The following is a 17,941-nucleotide window of genomic DNA, read 5'->3' on the forward strand; positions in this document are numbered from 1 at the left end:
TCATGGAAGCGGCACAACCGCAGCGGTGACGACCCTCACTGTCTGCGGAGGTTTCCTCCCGGACCAACACGGATATCGCGGGCCGGATGCCCGCAACAAGGGATGGGAAACCAACCATGCGCTTCAACCGCTCCTTGCGCGCAAGCCTGCTCTGCGCAGCCTGCTTCGCCCTCCCGGTCGCGGCCGGTGCCGAGGTGATCACACTGGACGAAATCATCGTCTCGGGCGGGCTGACCGGCATCGCCGCCGAGGCCTATGGCCGCGCCGTCACCGTGCTGGACGCGGCAGAGATCGAAGAGCGCGGCATCGTCACCGTGCAGGACGCGCTGCGCATCATTCCCGGCGTGTCGGTCAGCAGCGCCGGCGCCAGCATGACCCAGATCCGCATCCGGGGCGGCGAGGCCAACCATACCCTGATCCTGATCGACGGGGTGGAGGCCACGGGCGGTTCCGATGAATATATCCTCACCGGGCTGGAAACCGCCAATATCGAGCGGATCGAGGTGCTGCGCGGCCCGCAATCGGCCTTCTACGGCTCCAACGCCTCGGCCGGGGTGATCAACATCATCACGAAAAAGGGTGAAGAAGGGGTGCAGTCCGGCGGCAGCGTCGAACTGGGCAATGGCAGCGCCGCCTCGGCCTTCATCAGCCAGCGCACGCAACGCGGCGGGCTGGCCTTCAGCCTGTCGGCGCGCGACGACAACGGCTTCGACCAGTCCGGCGACGGCGGCGAAAAGGATGGCATCACCCGCAAGACCGCCAACCTCTCGGGCGACTGGCAGGCCACCGATGACCTCACGCTGGGCTTCACCCTGCGCCGCGCCACCGAAGATTACGACTCCGACAGCGCGTCGTGGACCGCAACCGATGCCGACAGCTATGTGGTGGACGATCCGACCCAGACCAGCACCCGCGACGAAACCTCGGGCGCCGTCTGGGGCGAATATTCCCTGATGGACGGGCGGCTGGTGCAGCGGCTGGAATGGCAGGACACCATCTTCAAGCAGAACTACAACGGCGGCCCGGTCACGCGCGGCGAAACCGAAAAGCTGAAATACCGGCTCAGCTACGGCCTCGATGGCCGCCCCGTGGCCGAAGCCGCGCATATCCTCAACCTTCTGGCCGAACGCCAGAAAGACCATTCTTCCGAAGCCCCCGCCTATGCCCGCGACATGACCTCGGTCGCGCTGGAATATCGCGGCTTTCTGGAAAACGGGCTGGACATTCAGGCCGGCGTCCGGCGCGACGACAACAAGGTGTTCGACGATTTCACAAGCTGGAACATCGGCCTGTCCTGGCGCATCCCCGACACCGTGCTGCGCCTGCACGGCTCTGCCGGACGCGCCTCGGTCAACCCGGCCTATTACGAACTTTACGCCGACGACGCCTATACCCAGGGCAATCCCGGCCTTGCGCCGGAAACCAGCCGCGGCTTCGATCTGGGGATCGAGGCCGAACTGCTCGACGGGCGCGGCGTGATCGACGCGACCTATTTCAACGAAAAGCTGACCGACGAGATCACCTATGTCTACGGCGCCGCCCCCGATGGCAGCGGCCGTGCAACCTATGAAAACCAGCCCGGCACCAGCCCGCGTCAGGGCCTCGAACTCGCCGGGCGCCTGCAGGCCACCGACGCCTTGTCGCTGGCGCTGAACTACACCTGGCTCGACGCCGAAAACCCCGACGGCTCGGTGGAAATCCGTCGCCCGGAACATGAAATCGGCCTCTCCGCCACGCTGCAGACCTTTGGCGGGCGCGGCTCGGTCACCGGCGACATCCGCCATGTGATGGGCAACTGGGATACCCAGTATTGGGGCAGCTATCCCACGGTCGAACTGCCCGATGCCACCACCGTCAACCTCTCGGCCAGCTATGACCTCACCGAATCGGTGCAACTGACCGGACGGGTCACCAACCTGTTCGACGCCGAAAATACCGAAGTCTGGGGCTATGCTACGCAAGGCCGCACCCTCTATGCCGGGCTTCAGGCGACATGGTGATCGCCCGGGTCCTCGCGCTCTGCCTGCTCTGTGCCCCGGCCTTTGCCGGGCCGGACAGGCCGCAGCGCGTGGTCTCGATCAACCTGTGCACCGATCAGCTGGCCATGCTGCTGGCCGCCCCCGGCCAACTGGTCGCCGTCTCGCCCCTCGCGCAAGACCCCGCGTCTTCCGTGATGGCCGATGCCGCCCGGGCCTATCCCACCACCACCGGGCTGGCCGAAGACGTGTATCTGCTGCAACCCGATCTGGTGCTGGCGGGCAGTTTCAGCGCCCAGACCACCGTCTCGATGCTGCAACGCCTTGGCATCCCGGTCGCGGTGTTCCCGCCCGCCTATGGGCTGGCCGATGTGCGGCAGGGGATGCTGGACATGGGCCGCGCCCTTGGCCGCGATGAGGCCGCCGCCGAACTGGTCGCCGCCTATGATGCCGGTCTGGCCCAGCTCCCCGCCGCCCCCGAGCCCCGCCCCACCGCCGCCACCTATGCCGCCAATGGCTACAGCGCGGGCGCGGGCAGCCTGTCGGGCGAGATCATCGAGGCGGCGGGCCTGCACCACCTTGCCGCCGACCTTGGCCTGCCGCATGGCGGCTCCCTGCCACTGGAGGCGCTGGTGCTGGCCGATCCCGACCTGCTGGTGATGGAACCCACCCATCCCGGCCATGCCCGCGCCGAAGAGGTGCTGACCCACCCCGCCCTGCGCGCGCTCGGCGGCGGGCAGGCCGCGATGCAGGACCGCGATTGGGTCTGCGGCCTGCCCTCGGTGCTGGACGCCATAGACCGGCTTGCCGCCGCACGGCAGGCGGTGTCGCCATGAAATTCCCGCTGCTCCTTGCCGCATTGGCCGGGCTGGTGCTGGCGCTGTTCCTGCTGTCCCTGCTGACCGGCGTGGCGCAGGTCGCCCCCGGCGAAAGCCTGCGCGCGCTGCTGTTCGGCGATGGCGGGCCGCTGACGCTGGTGATGCGCGAAATCCGCCTGCCGCGCGCCCTGCTGGCGGTAATGGTCGGCGCCAGCCTCGGCCTGTCGGGCGCGGCGATGCAGGGCTTTCTGCGCAACCCGCTGGCCGAACCCGGGGTGATCGGCATTTCCGCCGCCGCTGCCCTCGGCGCGGTGCTGGCGCTGCAAACCGGGCTGGCCGCCGCCTTCACCCTCGCCTTGCCCGGCGCGGCGCTGGCAGGCGCAGTGCTGGGCGTGTCGCTGATCCTGCTGCTGGCCGGGCGCGGCGGCGGGGCGCTGCCGCTGATCCTCGCCGGGGTGGCGCTGTCGGCCCTGGCCAGCGCGCTCACCTCGCTGGTGCTGAACCTGTCGCCCAACCCGTTCGCCGCCAATGAAATCGTGTTCTGGATGATGGGCTCGCTGGCGGATCGGTCGTTCGAGCATGTCTGGATGGCGCTGCCAGTCATGGCCCTGGGCTGGCTGGCCCTGTCGCGCTGCGGCCCCGGGCTGGAGGCGCTGACACTGGGCGAGGATGCGGCAGCCAGCATGGGCACCAATCTGCGCCGCCTGCGCCTGCTGCTGGTCGGTGGCGTTGCCGCTGCGGTCGGCGCCTCGACCGCCGTGGCCGGATCGGTCGGCTTTGTCGGGCTGGTGGTGCCGCATGTGCTGCGCCCGCTGGTCGGTGGGCGCCCGGCGCGGCTGCTGCCTGCCGCAGCTCTGGGCGGCGCGGCGCTGGTGCTGGCCGCCGACATCGCAGTGCGGCTCGTGCTGCCGGGGCGCGACCTGAAACTCGGGGTGCTGATGGCGCTGGTCGGCGCGCCGGTCTTTTTGCACCTGATCTGGCGGATGCGGGGGCAGCCATGAGCCTGTTGACACTGGACCATCTGACCGTCCGCCGGGACAATACGATCCCGGTCAACGATGTGTCGCTGACCGTCGCCCCCGGCGAATGTATCGGCCTGATCGGCCCGAACGGTGCGGGCAAGACCACGCTTCTGCGCGCCGCCCTTGGCCTGATCGCCGCCGAAGGGCACAGCTCGCTCGCCCCGCTGTCGCCCCGCGCCCGCGCCGCCCGGGTCGCCTGGCTGCCGCAACAGCGCGACATCGCGTGGGCGGTCAGCGTCGGCCACCTTGTCAGCCTCGGCGCCACCGCCCGTGGCCGCCGCCCCGATCACCCCAGCGTCGCCCAGGCGCTGGCGCGCATGGGCCTTGCCGCCTTCCGCGACCGGCCCGCCACCGCGCTGTCGGGCGGCGAACAGGCCCGGGTGCTGATCGCCCGCGCGCTGGCGCAGGATACGCCGCTCTTGCTGGTCGATGAACCCATCGCCGGGCTGGACCCCGCGCAGCAGATCCGCACCATGCGCAGCCTGCGCGCGCTGGCCGATGACACCCAGACCGAAGGCGGGCGCGCGGTCGTCGTCTCTCTGCATGACCTCGGCCTCGCCGCGCGCCATTGCACCCGGCTGATCGTGTTGCAACAGGGCCGTCTGGTGGCCGATGGCCCGCCCGCCGCCGTGCTGACCGAGGCGCGCATGGCCTCGGTCTTCGGCATCGCCTGCCACCATGTCGATACGCCCGACGGCCCGGTGTTCCAACCCATGGCCACGGTAGAGCCATGATCGAAACGCGCCTCGTCCGCCCCTGGCTGATCGCCGATCTGGGTGCGCCGCGCCGCGTGCTCAGCTTTGCGCCCTATCGCCCCGGCTTTGCCATGGCCCGCCACATCGTCTGGCGCGAGGTGCGCAATGCCGATCTGACCCCCGATTTCGATGCCGAGGCGTGGTTCGCCGCGCAAATGGCGCAACAGGGCTGGGCTAATGCCGTGGGGATGCTGACCTCACGCGACATCGGGCTTTACAAACAGGCGCAGGCGCAGGCCGAAGACATCACCGTCGCCTGCCTCGCCACCGTCGGCCTTGGCAATGCCGAGGCGGTGGGCGCGCGCCGCGCCACGCCGCCGCCGACCGGCGCCGGCACCATCAATATCGCCGTCCTGACCGATGCCGCCCTGACCGAAACCGCCCAGATCGAGGCGCTGACCATTGCCGCCGAGGCGCGCACCGCCGCCGTGCTGGACAGCGGGCTGACCCTGCCAGATGGCAGCCGCGCCACCGGCACCGGCACCGATTGCATCGCGCTCGCCGCCCCGCCCGGCGCGGGCCGCTTCGCCGGGCTGCACACCGCCTTGGGCGAGGCGCTGGGTCGCGCCGTCCGTCAGGCCGTGCTGGCCGGGGCACGCGAATGGGTGCAGGAAAACGGGTCCATTGCAAAGGGGTATCCGCAAGATGCCCGCTGAGGCGCGCGCCCTTGTTGCCACACGCGCCACCCCCGGCCCAGCCGCCGCGCGGATGTGCCGCCCGCATCTTGGGCCCACCAGCACCGCCGCCCGCCCCGTCCCTGCGGCAGAGCGCCGCCTGACCACGGCAGGCACCGCCGCGCCCACGCTGATCTCTGCCGCATGGCTCACCTCCGCCGCGCTGCACGCAGCGGCGCTGTGCCTTGGCCTCTGGGCCGCACAGCCGAACCTGCCCGCCCCGCCTGCCCCCGAAACGCTGGAAGTCTCGCTCCTCTCCGCTGCCGAGTTCGAGGCCCTGCGCCCCCATCCTCCGGCGCCCGCCCCGGTGGTCGATTCCGCCGCCCCCGCCGCCGCCGAGGCACCGCCGCCCGCAGACACCCCGCCAGAACCACCCCGGCCCGAGTCGCTCCCGCCCGAGTCGCTCCCGCCCGGGTCGCTCCCGCCCCACCCCGAACCGCCCGCCCTGCAGCCCCCGCTGCCCGAACCGCCTGCCCCGGTCGCACCGCCTCCGCCCGTCGAACCGCCCGCCGAGCCTGCCATCGTGGCGCCCACCGCCACACAGCCCGCCCTCGCGCCACCCCCCAAAGCCGCCGAGGCCAAAGCCGACCCCAGCCCCAGGCCGCCTGCGAAGCCCAAGCCAAAGGTCAAACCCGCCCCCAAAGCGCCAGCCGAACCCGAACCCAAACCCGAACCCGGCCCCAAGCCTGCCGCAAAATCCAAACCTGCCGCCGAGGCGGAGGCCAAACCGGCCCCCAAGCCCACCGCCAAGACCAAAGCAAAACCCGCCGCCAAATCGAAACCCGCCGCCGCGGGCGCCGCTGCCCCGTCGGCACAGACCAAAGGCCCATCCGCCGCCGACTGGGCCACTGCCGCGCGCCGCGCCGTCACCCGCGCCAAGCGCTATCCGCCTGCGGCCCGGCAACAGCGCCTGATCGGCAAAACCACGCTGGAGCTCGTGGTGGCCAGCGACGGTCGCATTGTTTCTGCCCGTGTCTCCGGGTCTTCCGGCCATGCCCTGCTGGACGAGGCCGCCCTCGCCGCCGCCCGCAGGGTCCGCGCTCTTCCGCCGCCCCCGCCCGGATTGGACAAGGGCGGCCTGATCCTGATCGTCCCGATGAAATTCACCCCCTGAACGCCTGTTCAAGGGGTGACGTTCAGGGAAAACAGGCCCTTCGGCCCGGATCAGGGCTTCGTGCCGTGATCCATATGCGCATGATCCATCCCCCCGGGCGGATCGACCATGAAGGTGATCTCCACCCGCCCGGCCTGTTCAAAGATCAGCGTGGCGGGCAGCATGTCTCCCTCCTGCACCGGCCCGCTCAACCCCATCAGCATCACATGCATCCCGTCGGGTTCCAGCACCACCGTATCGCCTGCCGGAATCTCGATCCCCTCCAGATGCATCATCCGCGCGACGCCATCGGCGCCATGTTCGGTGGTGTGCAGCATGGCGCTTTTGGCAAACGGCGTCTCGACCCCGATCAGCCGATCCGCCTGCGCGCCCTCATTCGTGATGCCCATATACCCCGCCGCCGACTTTGCGCGGGCAGGCGGTTGCGGGATGTTGGGGTGGATGATCTCGATGTCGCCCATCTTGATACTGTGGGCTTGGGCCACCGTGCCCAGCATCAGCGCGGCCATCAGGCCAAGAACCAGTTTCATGTCGCGTCTCCTTGGTAAATGCGAGGGCAAATGCGGTGGCTGGCCTGTCAGGCTGCCACGCCCGGCCCGCCCAAGGCCCGGCAGCGATCCTGAAAAAACCCCCGCCGGGCTGAAGGCCCGGACGGGGGCAGTATGCCCCGCCCCACGGGATGAAGGGCAAGGCACGGCCTGCGGGGATCACGGGACGCCTCCCCCCCGCCAAAGCCGCAAAACAGATCCCGCCCTGCCCCAGCAGGCCCGCCAGCCCGCAGCGACGACGCGCCAGACACGGCCAAAGCCGCAATCTCAGACTGATACATGAGGAAAGCCTCGGGTTCGGGCCGCAGCGCTGCAGGCCCTGATACGGGATCGGGAAACGGAACCGCGATCAGACCAGAGGGGGAGCCCGCAGCGCGCGGGCCGGGTCCAGCACCGCCCGCACCACCCGGCTTTCGCGCGGCGCGGCCCTCACAGTCCCGCGCGGCAATTCGGCAGCGCGCAAGACAGCCAGCGTCCCGGGCAGCACAAGCCCGCCCACGATCTGGCAAGCCGGGCAATCCGGGTGATCCAGCCGCCCGTCGCCATCCACATCCCCGCACAGATCGCCCAGATCCCCCACCAGCGCCACATAGGCCTGACGGTCCAGATCATCGGCAGAGGGGATGCGATGGGCAAACCCCGTCGCAACCAGTGCGACGGCGACAATGGCCAGAATGGCCAGCCCTTTCAGGCGCAGGAGGAAACCCGGTGTCATAGCCGAAGTCATGCCGCAGAAGCCGACCCGGTTCAACCGCCATTTCGGCATGTGGCAAAGGGCCGCCGGGCGCATCGCACACGCCCTTCCCTTCTGCGACCCCGGCCCTACACTTGGCCCAGACGCAACGGACGAAAGGGCGCCCCATGAAGATCATCTGGCTTGGCCATTCCGGCTTCCGTATCGAAATCGAACAGGCCGTGCTGCTGGTGGACCCGTGGTTGACCGGCAACCCGATGTTCCCCGACTCCCGCCGGGCCGAGGCGCTGACCGGCGCCACCCATGTGCTGCTGACCCATGGGCACGGCGATCATGCCGGCGATGCGCTGGCGATTTCCAAGCAACTCGACGTGCCGCTGGTCGGCAGTTTCGACATGATCTCGTTCTGGGAAGGCGACGCGGGCATCAAGGGCCTCGGCTTCAACAAGGGCGGCACCGTCGATCTGGGCGGCGCGCAGGTGACCATGGTGAATGCCAGCCATTCCTCCTCGATTCAGGGCGCGCAGGGGCCGATCTATGCCGGGGGCGAGGCGGGCTACATGATCGCGGGCGAAGGCCATGTGATCTATCTGTCCGGCGATACCGACATCATGGCCGACATGGGCTGGATGGCCGAATATCACCAGCCCGACATCGGCATCCTGTCCGCAGGCGGCCATTTCACCATGGACATGGCCCGCGCCGCCTATGCCGCGCGCAAGTATTTCGCCTTCCGCACGGTGATCCCCTGCCATTACCGCACCTTCCCGATTCTGGCACAGGATGCCAGCGTGCTGAAAGCGGGCCTGCCCCCGAATGTGGAGCTGATCGAACCCGAGGTGCTGGTGCCGATCATGCTGTAAACCGCCCCGGCCTCAGCGGCGAAACCGCCACTGCATCTGCTGCACCCGCCGCCCGCCCGCCGCCAAGGCCACCGAAGGGAACCCCGCCCGGTTCGGCGCATCCGGCCAGCCCTGCGGCTCGAAGGCCAGCCCCTCATAGGGCGCATGGCCCGGGCGGCTGGTGCGGGCGCTGTCATAGATCTGCACCCCCGGTTCGGTGGTGGCCAGCACCATCGACACGCCGCTTTGCCCGGTCAGCCACAGCACATCGCGCAGCGCCACCGCCCCCGATGACAGGCAGAAATTGGTGTCCATCGCCGGATCGCCCGGCGCGATCACCCGCCCGGCCCGCAGGTCCAGCGCTGTGCCCGCCACCGGCGCAATTTCGCCCGTCGGGATCAGGCCCGCATCCACCGGCAGATACCGCTCTGCCGCCACGCGCAGCCGATGCCCGGCCCAGGTCGGCCCGCCATCCAGCGTCCAGTAACTGTGGTTGGTAAAGTTCACCAGCGTCTCGGCATCGCTGTCTACCTCGATGCTCAGCGTCAGAGTCGCCGGTGCCGCCACCTGCCAGACCGCCCGCACCCGCCGGTTGCCCGGAAAGCCGCCATCGCCATCGGCCAGATCCAGCGCCAGCACCAGCCGATCCTCGGCCTGTTCCGCGATCCGCCAGATCTGCGCATGGCAACCCGCGCGACCGGAATGCAGCGTATTGCCCGCCTCGTTCGCCTCAAACTGACACTCGTGCCCGCCGACCACCGCCCGCGCCCCCGCGATCCGGTTCGCCACCGGCCCGATCAGCGCCCCGTGATAGCGCATGACCCCTTCATAATCGCCCAGCCAGTCAGAGCCGAGCGTCAGCCCATGCCCCACGCCCTCCAGCCGCACATCCTGCAGAATGGCACCATAGGTCAGCACCGTGGCGCGCAGATCCCCCGCTGCCAGTGTCACCGCCTGCACCGGCGCCCCTGCCGCCGTCCTGCCAAACTCCCGGATCATCGCCGCCCCCTTCGATGTTTGCGCCAACATGGCGCGCATCGGCGGGGGCGGCAAGCCTCACTCTGCCGTCAGACAGCCGGTCAGCGCCTGCGCCAGCCCGTCCAGCACCGCGACATAGGCGCCCGGCCCCGGCGCAACATGCGTCCCTTCCGGGTCCAGCGCATCGCCCAGCCGCACGCCGGTCGCCTCGGCCAGTTGCGCCGCGCGCTTGGCGTCATGGCCGATCTCGGGGAACAGGCAGACCACGCCCCCCGCCGCCATCTCGTCGCGCAGTTCCGCCAGATGCGCCGCCCCCGGCGCCACCGCATCGCCCGCCGAAATCGTGCCCGCCACGCTCAGCCCGAAATGCCCGGAAAAATAGCCATAGGCATCATGGAACACCACGAAAGGCCGCCCCTTCACCGGCGCCAGCTGCGCCGCCAGCCGCGCCTCGGCATCCTTCAGCGCAGCCTTGCCAGCCTCGGCATTGGCCGCATAGTCCGCCGCGTGCTCCGGGTCGCGCCGGCCCAGTTCGGCAGCAATCGCCTCCAGCCACAGCGCCCCGTTCCCTGGGTCCAGCCAGGCATGGGGATCAGTGCCACCATGGGCATGATCCTCCTCCGCATGTCCCTCTTCCGCTTCGGCCCCATGGTCTTCGGCCCCATGCTCTTCTGCATGATCATGCGCCCCAGCCCCCGCCCCAAACGCCTGCAAATATGTGCCCGGCACCGCCAGCAACGACAGCTGCGGCACGTCCGGCCCCACCCCCGCCAGCGTCCGCTCCAGCCAGGGCGTCATCTGCGGCCCGACCCACACCACCAGATCGGCCTCGGCCAGCGCCGCCGCCTGACTGGGCCGCAACTGGAACGAATGGGCATTGGCGCCCCGGTCCAGCAGCACCTCCGGCTGCCCCAGATCCCCCATCACCGTCGCCACCAATCCCTGCACCGGCGCAAGGTCGGTCACCACGCGCGGCACCTCGGCCAAAGCCGGCCCAGCGACAAGACTCGCCACGGCAAAAGATATGATATAACGCATCAGACACCCCTTCGCATTTCCGGTGGCAGGGGTTATGTATGTAATATCATAACACGTCAAGAGGTCACCATGACGGCCCCCGCCTTCCAGTTGCACGATCACGCCCATTGCAGCGGCGATGTTCTGGCCCGCGCCGAGGCGCTGACCACCGCCAGCGGCGCCCGCCTGACCCCCGTCCGCCGCCGCGCGCTGGAGATCTTGCTGGAGGCGCATCGCGCCATGGGCGCCTATGAAGTGCTGCAACGCCTCGCCGCCGAAGGCTATGGCAACCAGCCGCCCGTCGCCTATCGCGCGCTGGAGTTCCTTGTGGAACAAGGGCTTGCCCATCGCATCCGTCGCCTCAACGCCTTCACCGCCTGCATGCACCCCGGCGAGGCGCACGCCCCCGCCTTCCTGATCTGCCGCGCCTGCGATACCGTGGCCGAAGCCGCCGCCGCCCCGGTGCGCGCCGCGCTGGATGCCGCCGCCGCCGATCTGGGCTTCGTCGTCGAACGCGCGAATATCGAAGCTTTGGGCCTCTGCCCCGCCTGTCAGGCCCAGGCATGACCGCGCTTCTGTCCTCCGATCGGCTCTGCGTCCACCTCGGCGGGCAAGAGGTGCTGCATGACATCACGCTTCAGGTGCAGCCCGGCGAGATCGTCACCATCCTCGGCCCCAACGGCTCGGGCAAATCCACGCTGCTGCGCGCCCTTCTGGGCATCGTGCCCGCCTGGCGCGGCCAGATCCGCCGCGCGCCGGGGCTGAAGATCGGCTATGTGCCGCAAAAGCTGCATATCGACCGTACGATGCCGATGACCGCACGCCGCTTCCTGTCGCTGCCCACCCGCCAAAGCCGCGCCGCCACCGACGCCATGCTGGCCCGCGTCGGCGTGCCAGAGGTGGCCGAACGCCCGATGACCGGCCTGTCCGGCGGCCAGTTCCAGCGCGTGCTGCTGGCCCGCGCCCTGCTGACCGAACCCGAGCTTCTGGTGCTGGACGAACCGACCCAGGGCCTCGATCAACCCGGCGAGGCCGCCTTCTACCGCCTGATCGAAGAGGTCCGCCGCGACACCGGCGCCGCCATCCTGATGGTCAGCCATGACCTGCATGTGGTGATGAGCGCGTCGGATCGCGTGATCTGCCTCAACGGCCATATCTGCTGCGAAGGCACGCCGCGCGTGGTGTCCAACGCGCCGGAATACCGCGCGCTGTTCGGGCTGGGCACGCAGGGCGCGCTGGCGCTCTATCAGCACAGCCACGACCACGATCACACCCATGATCACGGCCACGACCACAGCCACGACCACAGCCACGACCCCGAACACAACCATGAGCATGACCATGCTTGACGATTTCCTGACCCGCGCCGCCTTGGCCGGCATCGGCACCGCCTTGGCCGCCGGGCCGCTCGGCTCTTTCGTGGTCTGGCGCCGCATGGCCTATTTCGGCGATGCCACCTCGCATGCCGCCATCCTTGGCGTGGCGCTGGCGCTGGCCACCGATCTGCCCATCGGGCTGGGCACGCTGGCCGTGGCACTGGGCATGGCGGTCACCGTCGCCACCCTCGCCGCGCGCGGCTGGGCGATGGATACCACGCTGGGCGTGCTGGCCCATTCGGCGCTGGCCTTCGGCCTTGTCGCCGTCAGCTTCGTGCCCGATGCAAGGGTGGATCTGGAGGCCTATCTGTTCGGCGACATCCTCGCCGTGTCGCGCGCCGATCTGGCCTTCATCTGGGGCGGCGCGGTGCTGGTCTGCGGGTTGCTGGTCTGGCGCTGGTCCGCCCTGCTGACCGCCACCCTGAACGAAGACCTCGCCGCCGCCTCGGGCCTCAACCCGGATCGCGAGCGGCTGGTGCTGACCATCGCGCTGGCGCTCACCGTCGCCGTGGCGCTGAAAGTGGTGGGGGCGCTGCTGATCGCCGCCATGCTGATCATCCCCGCCGCCACCGCCCGCGGCCTGTCACGCTCGCCCGAATCCATGGCGGCGCTGGCCGCCCTGATCGGCTGCGCCGCCGTGCTGGGCGGGCTGCAACTGTCGCTCAGCTACGATACGCCCGCAGGCCCCTCGATCGTCGCCATCGCCGCCGTCGGCTTCACCCTTGTCGCCAGCTTCGGGCGGATGCGGCGCTAATCGCGCGGCGGGATGAACCACGCGAAATCATGGCCCTCCCCCACCGGCTTGCCCTGCCAGCGGATCGCCTCTTCGCCCCACAGCACCCGGCCCGTGCCGCCCTCGGGCAGCACCAGAACCGAGGCGCCGCCCTCCATCACCACCGCGCTGCCGTCCGGCGTGTGCGCCAGCCGGTCGCGGTTGGGCCGAACCATCACCAGCCCGCCCTTGCGCACCGGCTCTGCCGCCAGCAGCGCCCCGCTGGCCCCGTCCAGATGCAGCCGGATGCGCCAAGTCTTGTAATCGCTGACAAACCCGTCCGCCCCGCGCGGCCCGGCGCTGACCCCCACATCAAAGGCCAGCCCGCCCGGCGCCCCGCTGGCCCCGCCATCCTCGCAACTGAAGGTCAGCCGGTCAGAGGACGAGGCCAGCACCACCCCGTCAGGCAGCCCCGCCTCGATCTGCGCATGGATCTCTGACGGAAAACGCTTCCAGATCTCGCGCCCTTGCAGATCATAGCCGCGCAGGCTGGCGGGTGATTCATTGTCGTCCTGCACCTGATGACACAGACCCACCGCCTGCCCATCGGCAGACACCGCCGTCATCGTCGCCGAAATCACCTTGGTCTCGGCCAGCACATGCAGCGCGGTCACATGGCGCGGGTCATCGCCCTGCAAGACCGCCAGCTTCACCGCCATATCCGCATCGTCATGCCAGACCAACACCCCCTCCGCCGCCGCAACCGGGGCGGCGGCAAGGGCAAACAACACAGTCAAGATACGCATCAAAAATCTCCGGGCTCAATTCGCCGCAGAGTGGCCAAAGGCGCGGCGGCAGGCAAGCCCCCGCCGCGCCCAAAGCATCACGACAGCGCGCGTTTCAGCGGCGGCACCGCCCCCAGCACAACCAGATCGAACAGCAGCACCGCCAGCAGCGACAGACCCAGCACCGGAAAGGCCATGCCCAGCCCCAGCCCGATCAGCGCTACCCCCTTGGTCAGCGGCACCAGTTCCGGGCGCGGCGGCGCGGCCAGACGGCCAGCCCCCGCCGGGCGGCGCATCCACCACATCACCACGCCCGCAACCGCGATCAGCAGCAGCAGCACGCACAGCCCGATGTTCAGCACCACATTCCACAGCCCCATCAGGCCCATATGCAGCGGAATCCCCACCGCCATCGCCTTGCCCGCCGGGCTGTAATCGGCAAAACCGACATCCGCCAGAATCCGCCCGCTATACTGGTCCACATGCAGCGTGCGGTCGCTGGTCGGGTCGGTGCTGTCATTCGACATGCTGTCGCGGCTGATCGTCCAGACCCCGCTTTCCCCTTGGGGGAAATTCACCTGAAACCGCGCGTCAAAGCCCAGCTCCCGCGCCAGCGCCACCACGGCGGACAGATCGACCGCCGCCCCCGGTGCCGTGCCGGCACTCCCGGCGCCCGAGCCCGATTCCGGCATCGGCGTCTGTTCCAGCGCCCATGGCACGGTGGCGATGGCCGTGTGGTTCATGCTGGCATGGGTCGCATCCGACAGCGGTACCGCATCCCATTTCTCGGCCGGAAAGGTGCTCCAGGCCTGCACGAAGGTGCCGCCCCAAACCCCGGCCCAGCTCAGCCCCGACAGCAGAAAGAACACCAGAATCACGCTCAGCCATGTGCCCAGCACCAGATGCAGCGATTTCCAGAAGGCCCGCCCGCGCGCTGCCAGATCCGGCACCAGCATGTCGCGCAGCGTCCGCCCGTTGCGCGGCCAGGACAGATACAGCCCCGTCGCCACCAGCAGCAACGCCAGCGAGGCCGCGATCTCCACCGCCAGATCGCCCCAGACCTTGGCCGCGCCGGTCTGCATCAGCTCGCCATGCAAATGGTCGGCCAGTTCCTCCCAGGTATCGCCCTCTGCCGTGTCGCGCAGCACCGCGCCGTCATAGGGGTTCACCGCCACGATCCGCGCCGCATCACCGACCGCCACCCGGAACAGCGCCGGGTTCTCCGCCCCGTAAGGCGCAATATATTGCGTGACCGTGCCCCCCGCATGGGCCGCCGCCGCATCCGCCTGCGCCTGCACCGCCAGCGCCGCGCCCTGCGGCATCACCGGCAGGCGCTCGCCATATTCCGGCGCAATGGCGCTGAACCACACCATCACGATGCCGGTGATCGACAGCAGCAGGACAAAGGGGATGACATACAGACCGGCATAGAAATGCCAGCGCCATACGGCAAAATAAAGTGTGTTGATGCGGCCTTGGCCGCCTGCGGGCGCAAGCCCGGGCGATTGAATCGACATGATGTCTCCGTCTGAAGGATTGAAAAGGGATCAGATCAGACGGTTTCGGGCGGCCCCCGTGCCCAGATCCCGCGCGGATCATGGGCCGGGCGCCACAGATCATGCGGCGCAACCGGATGAAACCCCAGCGGCAGCGCGACAGGCGGCACCAGGGTTGGCTGCGCCAGTTCCGCTACCACAACAGCCGCCTGCGCCCAGGCGCAGCGCTCATCCTGCGGCGCGGCGTCGGGCACGGGCTGCCCGGTAACGGCATCGACGATGATTTCCGCCATCGCCCCATCGGCACAGATCACGATGGCCACCCCGCCATCCGCCCCCCGCACCGGCATGAAGCCCGGCGCGATCAGCGACAACAGCAGGAAGGGCAGCACCAGCAACAGGCCGGTGACGCGCAGGCAGGGGTTCTGACGGATCGACGCGGCCCTCATTGCTCTCTCCTGCCCGCCGCCCACGATTCCGTCAAGCCGCGCAAACTGCCGCAGATGTGCGATCCATGTCGTTTTCTGCCATTTTAGGTCGGACCATCGTGTCTGTTTCGCGCGACCTCTGGCATCTATGGAAAAAATTCCAGCGCCACGGAGACGCCCGATGAAAACCCATGTCAAAGCCCTCGTTGTCGGTGGCGGTGCCGTCGGCAACGGCATTGCCTACCACCTTGCCAAAGCCGGCTGGGACACCATGCTCGTCGAACGCGACGAGCTGACCTCCGGCTCCACCTGGCACGCCGCAGGCCTGCTGCCGCTGTTCAACATGAGCTACGCCACCACCCATATCCACAAATACTCGGTGGATTTCTACAAGGGGCTGGAGGCCGAAACCGGCCTGAACGCGGGCTTCTCGATCTGCGGCAACCTGCGCATGGCGCAGCGCCAGGAACGCATGGATGAATACATGCTCTATTCCTCGGTCGCCGAAACCGCCGGGGTCTACCATGAATTCCTCACCCCCGCGCAGATGAAAGAGCGTTGGCCGCTCTTGAACACCAGCGATCTGGTCGGCGCGCTCTATCACCCGCAGGATGGCTACATCAACCCGGCCGACGTGACGCAGGCGATGGCCAAGGGCGCCCGCCAGCTTGGCGCCACGATCGAGCGCAAGGTGCAGGTCGATGGCTACCGCTGGACCGGCAGCGAATGGATCGTGTCCTGCACCCGCATGGTCGAAAAAGGCGGGATGCTGGTCGCCGGTGAAGAAAAGTTCGAGATCGTGGCCGAACATGTGGTCACCGCCACCGGCAACCACGCCCAACGCACCGCCCGCCTGCTGGGCGTGAAGATCCCGGCCATTCCGGTGGAACACCAGTTCATCGTGACCGAACCCGATCCGATGCTGCAGGAATTCCGCAAGAACAACCCCGAACACCCGGTGCTGCGCGACGCCGATGCCAAATGGTATGTGCGCGAAGAACGCGGCGGCTGGATTCTGGGGCCGTATGAGGCAGGCGCCCCCGCCCGCTTCCTCTATGACGTGCCGGAGAGCTTCCGCGCCGACCTGTTCCCGCTGGATCTGGAACGGATCGAGACGGAATACATGTCGATGATCCACCGCCTGCCCTCGTCGGAAACCGTCGGCCTGAAAGACGATTTCAACGGCCCGATCTGCTACACCCCCGACGGCAACCCGCTGGTCGGCCCGGTCCCCGGCCTGCGCAACATGTGGATCGCCGAGGGCTTCAGCTTCGGCATCACCGCCGCAGGCGGCACCGGCTATTACCTCGCCCAGATGATGACCGCAGGCGAAGCCGAAATCGACATGGCCAGCCTTGATCCGCGCCGCTACGGCCAGTGGATGACCACCGAATACGCTGCCCGCAAGAACGAGGAATGCTATGAGCACGTCTTCATCCTGCACCACCCGGATGAAGAGCGCGAAGCCTGCCGCCCGCTGCGCACCGCCCCCGCCTATGACCGCCAGAAGGACATGGGCGCGCAATTCGGTCAGGTGAACGGCTGGGATCGCCCGAACTACTATGGCCCGAAAGATGCGCCCGCCTCCTTCGACCATGACAGCCGCAGCTTCCGTCGCGGCGCCTGGTGGCCCTATGCCAAGGCCGAAGCCGAGGCCGTGCGCAACACGGTCGGCATCATCGACGCCACCGCCTTCACCAAGCACCTCGTGCGCGGCCCCGGTGCCACCGCCTTCCTCGACCATTTCACCTGCAACACCCTGCCCAAGGTCGGCCGCATCAACCTGACCTATGCGTTGACCGAGGCGGGCACCACCCGCACCGAATACACCATCGTCCGGCTGAAAGAGAATGAATACTACCTCATCTCTGCCGGGGCATGGACCTCTTACGACTCGGACTTCCTGCTGAAATCGGCCGAAGATTTCATGGGCAACGGCGGCGGCTATATCGACATCCACGATGTCACCACCCAATGGGGCGTCTATGCGCTGGCAGGCCCGAACGCCCGCGCCCTGCTCAAAGACCTCGTCAAGGATGCCAACCCCGACACCGTGCTGTCGAACAAGCGCTTCCCCTGGCTCAGCTACCGCGACATCGAACTGGGCATGTGCCCGGTCCGCGCGATCCGCGTGGCCTATACCGGCGAACTCGGTTGGGAACTGCACTACCCGATCGAATTTGGCCGCTACCTGTGGGATCTGCTCTGGTCGGTCGGTGAAAAGCACGGGCTGAAAGGCGTCGGCGCCCGCGCGCAGAACTGGCTGCGTCAGGAAAAATCCTACCGCGCCTTCGGCAACGAACTGGGCCGCGACGCAACCCCGCTGGAAGCCGCGCTCGACCGCTTCGTCGATCTGAAGAAAGACTTCAAAGGCAAGCAGGCGATGCTGGATACCGGGATCCGGTCGAAATGCGTCACCCTGCTGATCGACGGCCCGTCCGATACCGATCCCTGGGGCAAAGAGGCGATCCTGAATGACGGCATCAAGGTTGGCCGCCTCACCTCTGGCGGATACTCGGTGGCCTTCGGCAAGCAGATCGGCATGGGCTATGTGCCGGTCGAACTGTCCGAGGTCGGCACGAAACTGAAAGTGAAGATGCTGCTGCAGGAATGGGACGCCGTGGTTGTCGAAGACAGCCCGTTCGACCCGTCCAACGCCCGCATCCGCATCGACGGCTGACCTCCTCCAGCCGCGCGATGGCCAAA

Annotated in this window: 18 protein-coding genes; 11 read left to right on the top strand and 7 right to left on the bottom strand. The window is 68.5% G+C overall.

Annotation, left to right across the window (positions count from 1 at the left end):
• Positions 1-116: 116 nt before the first annotated feature.
• Genes BMX43_RS07290 through BMX43_RS20370 form a run of 6 tightly spaced genes read left to right on the top strand, consistent with a single transcriptional unit; the run spans position 117 to position 6,359 of the window.
• On the top strand, positions 117-2,000 hold the full coding sequence (locus tag BMX43_RS07290; protein WP_091299416.1) for a TonB-dependent receptor plug domain-containing protein: 1,884 nt from the start codon (positions 117-119) through the stop codon (positions 1,998-2,000).
• A complete protein-coding gene (locus BMX43_RS07295; protein WP_091299420.1) occupies positions 1,994-2,812 on the top strand; it encodes an ABC transporter substrate-binding protein in 819 nt (272 codons plus the stop codon). The genes BMX43_RS07290 and BMX43_RS07295 overlap by 7 nt, the downstream gene beginning before the upstream one ends.
• Complete coding sequence (locus BMX43_RS07300; protein ID WP_091299424.1) at positions 2,809-3,795, top strand: FecCD family ABC transporter permease; 987 nt, start codon at positions 2,809-2,811, stop codon at positions 3,793-3,795. The genes BMX43_RS07295 and BMX43_RS07300 overlap by 4 nt, the downstream gene beginning before the upstream one ends.
• Positions 3,792-4,550, top strand: a complete 759-nt coding sequence (locus tag BMX43_RS07305; protein ID WP_091299427.1) for an ABC transporter ATP-binding protein — start codon at positions 3,792-3,794, stop codon at positions 4,548-4,550. The genes BMX43_RS07300 and BMX43_RS07305 overlap by 4 nt, the downstream gene beginning before the upstream one ends.
• The gene (locus BMX43_RS07310; protein WP_091299431.1) at positions 4,547-5,227 is read left to right on the top strand and encodes an adenosylcobinamide amidohydrolase; all 681 of its coding nucleotides are present in this window, start codon (positions 4,547-4,549) and stop codon (positions 5,225-5,227) included. Before BMX43_RS07305 ends, BMX43_RS07310 begins: the two co-directional genes overlap by 4 nt.
• On the top strand, positions 5,217-6,359 hold the full coding sequence (locus BMX43_RS20370) for a TonB family protein (protein WP_091299434.1): 1,143 nt from the start codon (positions 5,217-5,219) through the stop codon (positions 6,357-6,359). The genes BMX43_RS07310 and BMX43_RS20370 overlap by 11 nt, the downstream gene beginning before the upstream one ends.
• Before the next feature lie 50 nt (positions 6,360-6,409).
• On the opposite strand, the gene BMX43_RS07320 is transcribed toward BMX43_RS20370, so the two are convergent.
• Positions 6,410-6,889: a copper chaperone PCu(A)C gene (locus BMX43_RS07320; protein WP_091299437.1), complete on the bottom strand. Its 480-nt coding sequence runs from the start codon at positions 6,887-6,889 to the stop codon at positions 6,410-6,412.
• 367 nt (positions 6,890-7,256) lie between these two features.
• A complete protein-coding gene (locus BMX43_RS07325) occupies positions 7,257-7,697 on the bottom strand; it encodes a hypothetical protein (RefSeq protein ID WP_139201545.1) in 441 nt (146 codons plus the stop codon).
• Between the two features lie 71 nt (positions 7,698-7,768).
• Between BMX43_RS07325 and BMX43_RS07330 the strand changes: the two genes are divergently transcribed.
• A complete protein-coding gene (locus BMX43_RS07330; RefSeq protein WP_091299443.1) occupies positions 7,769-8,464 on the top strand; it encodes a metal-dependent hydrolase in 696 nt (231 codons plus the stop codon).
• A gap of 12 nt (positions 8,465-8,476) precedes the next feature.
• Here BMX43_RS07330 and BMX43_RS07335 read toward each other — a convergent pair whose 3' ends face one another.
• Together BMX43_RS07335 and BMX43_RS07340 are read right to left on the bottom strand one after the other, a co-directional pair.
• Entirely contained in the window at positions 8,477-9,442 is a 966-nt protein-coding gene (locus BMX43_RS07335; protein WP_091300150.1) for an aldose epimerase family protein, read from the bottom strand.
• Positions 9,443-9,499: 57 nt separating this feature from the next.
• A complete protein-coding gene (locus BMX43_RS07340; protein ID WP_091299446.1) occupies positions 9,500-10,459 on the bottom strand; it encodes a zinc ABC transporter substrate-binding protein in 960 nt (319 codons plus the stop codon).
• A gap of 69 nt (positions 10,460-10,528) precedes the next feature.
• On the opposite strand from BMX43_RS07340, the gene BMX43_RS07345 reads away from it, so the two are divergent.
• The 3 genes from BMX43_RS07345 to BMX43_RS07355 are packed head-to-tail and all read left to right on the top strand — an operon-like array spanning position 10,529 to position 12,568.
• Positions 10,529-11,005 (top strand): Fur family transcriptional regulator, encoded by a 477-nt coding sequence (locus tag BMX43_RS07345; protein WP_091299448.1) that lies wholly within the window; start codon positions 10,529-10,531, stop codon positions 11,003-11,005.
• Positions 11,002-11,787, top strand: a complete 786-nt coding sequence (locus BMX43_RS07350) for a metal ABC transporter ATP-binding protein (RefSeq protein WP_091299450.1) — start codon at positions 11,002-11,004, stop codon at positions 11,785-11,787. The genes BMX43_RS07345 and BMX43_RS07350 overlap by 4 nt, the downstream gene beginning before the upstream one ends.
• On the top strand, positions 11,780-12,568 hold the full coding sequence (locus BMX43_RS07355) for a metal ABC transporter permease (protein WP_091300153.1): 789 nt from the start codon (positions 11,780-11,782) through the stop codon (positions 12,566-12,568). The genes BMX43_RS07350 and BMX43_RS07355 overlap by 8 nt, the downstream gene beginning before the upstream one ends.
• On the opposite strand, the gene BMX43_RS07360 is transcribed toward BMX43_RS07355, so the two are convergent.
• From BMX43_RS07360 to BMX43_RS07370, 3 genes are all read right to left on the bottom strand, one after another.
• Positions 12,565-13,332 carry a hypothetical protein gene (locus BMX43_RS07360; RefSeq protein WP_091299453.1) on the bottom strand — a complete coding sequence of 256 codons (768 nt, stop codon included), beginning with the start codon at positions 13,330-13,332 and terminating at the stop codon, positions 12,565-12,567. The genes BMX43_RS07355 and BMX43_RS07360 overlap by 4 nt on opposite strands.
• A 77-nt stretch (positions 13,333-13,409) precedes the next feature.
• On the bottom strand, positions 13,410-14,828 hold the full coding sequence (locus BMX43_RS07365; RefSeq protein WP_091299456.1) for a PepSY-associated TM helix domain-containing protein: 1,419 nt from the start codon (positions 14,826-14,828) through the stop codon (positions 13,410-13,412).
• Positions 14,829-14,863: 35 nt separating this feature from the next.
• A complete protein-coding gene (locus BMX43_RS07370) occupies positions 14,864-15,256 on the bottom strand; it encodes a hypothetical protein (protein ID WP_091299459.1) in 393 nt (130 codons plus the stop codon).
• 160 nt (positions 15,257-15,416) lie between these two features.
• Here BMX43_RS07370 and BMX43_RS07375 point away from each other — a divergent pair, with 160 nt between their 5' ends.
• A complete protein-coding gene (locus tag BMX43_RS07375) occupies positions 15,417-17,915 on the top strand; it encodes a GcvT family protein (RefSeq protein ID WP_091299462.1) in 2,499 nt (832 codons plus the stop codon).
• The last annotated feature ends 26 nt before the right edge of the window (positions 17,916-17,941 follow it).

The sequence above is a fragment of the Gemmobacter aquatilis genome (assembly GCF_900110025.1).
Lineage (GTDB): Bacteria > Pseudomonadota > Alphaproteobacteria > Rhodobacterales > Rhodobacteraceae > Gemmobacter > Gemmobacter aquatilis.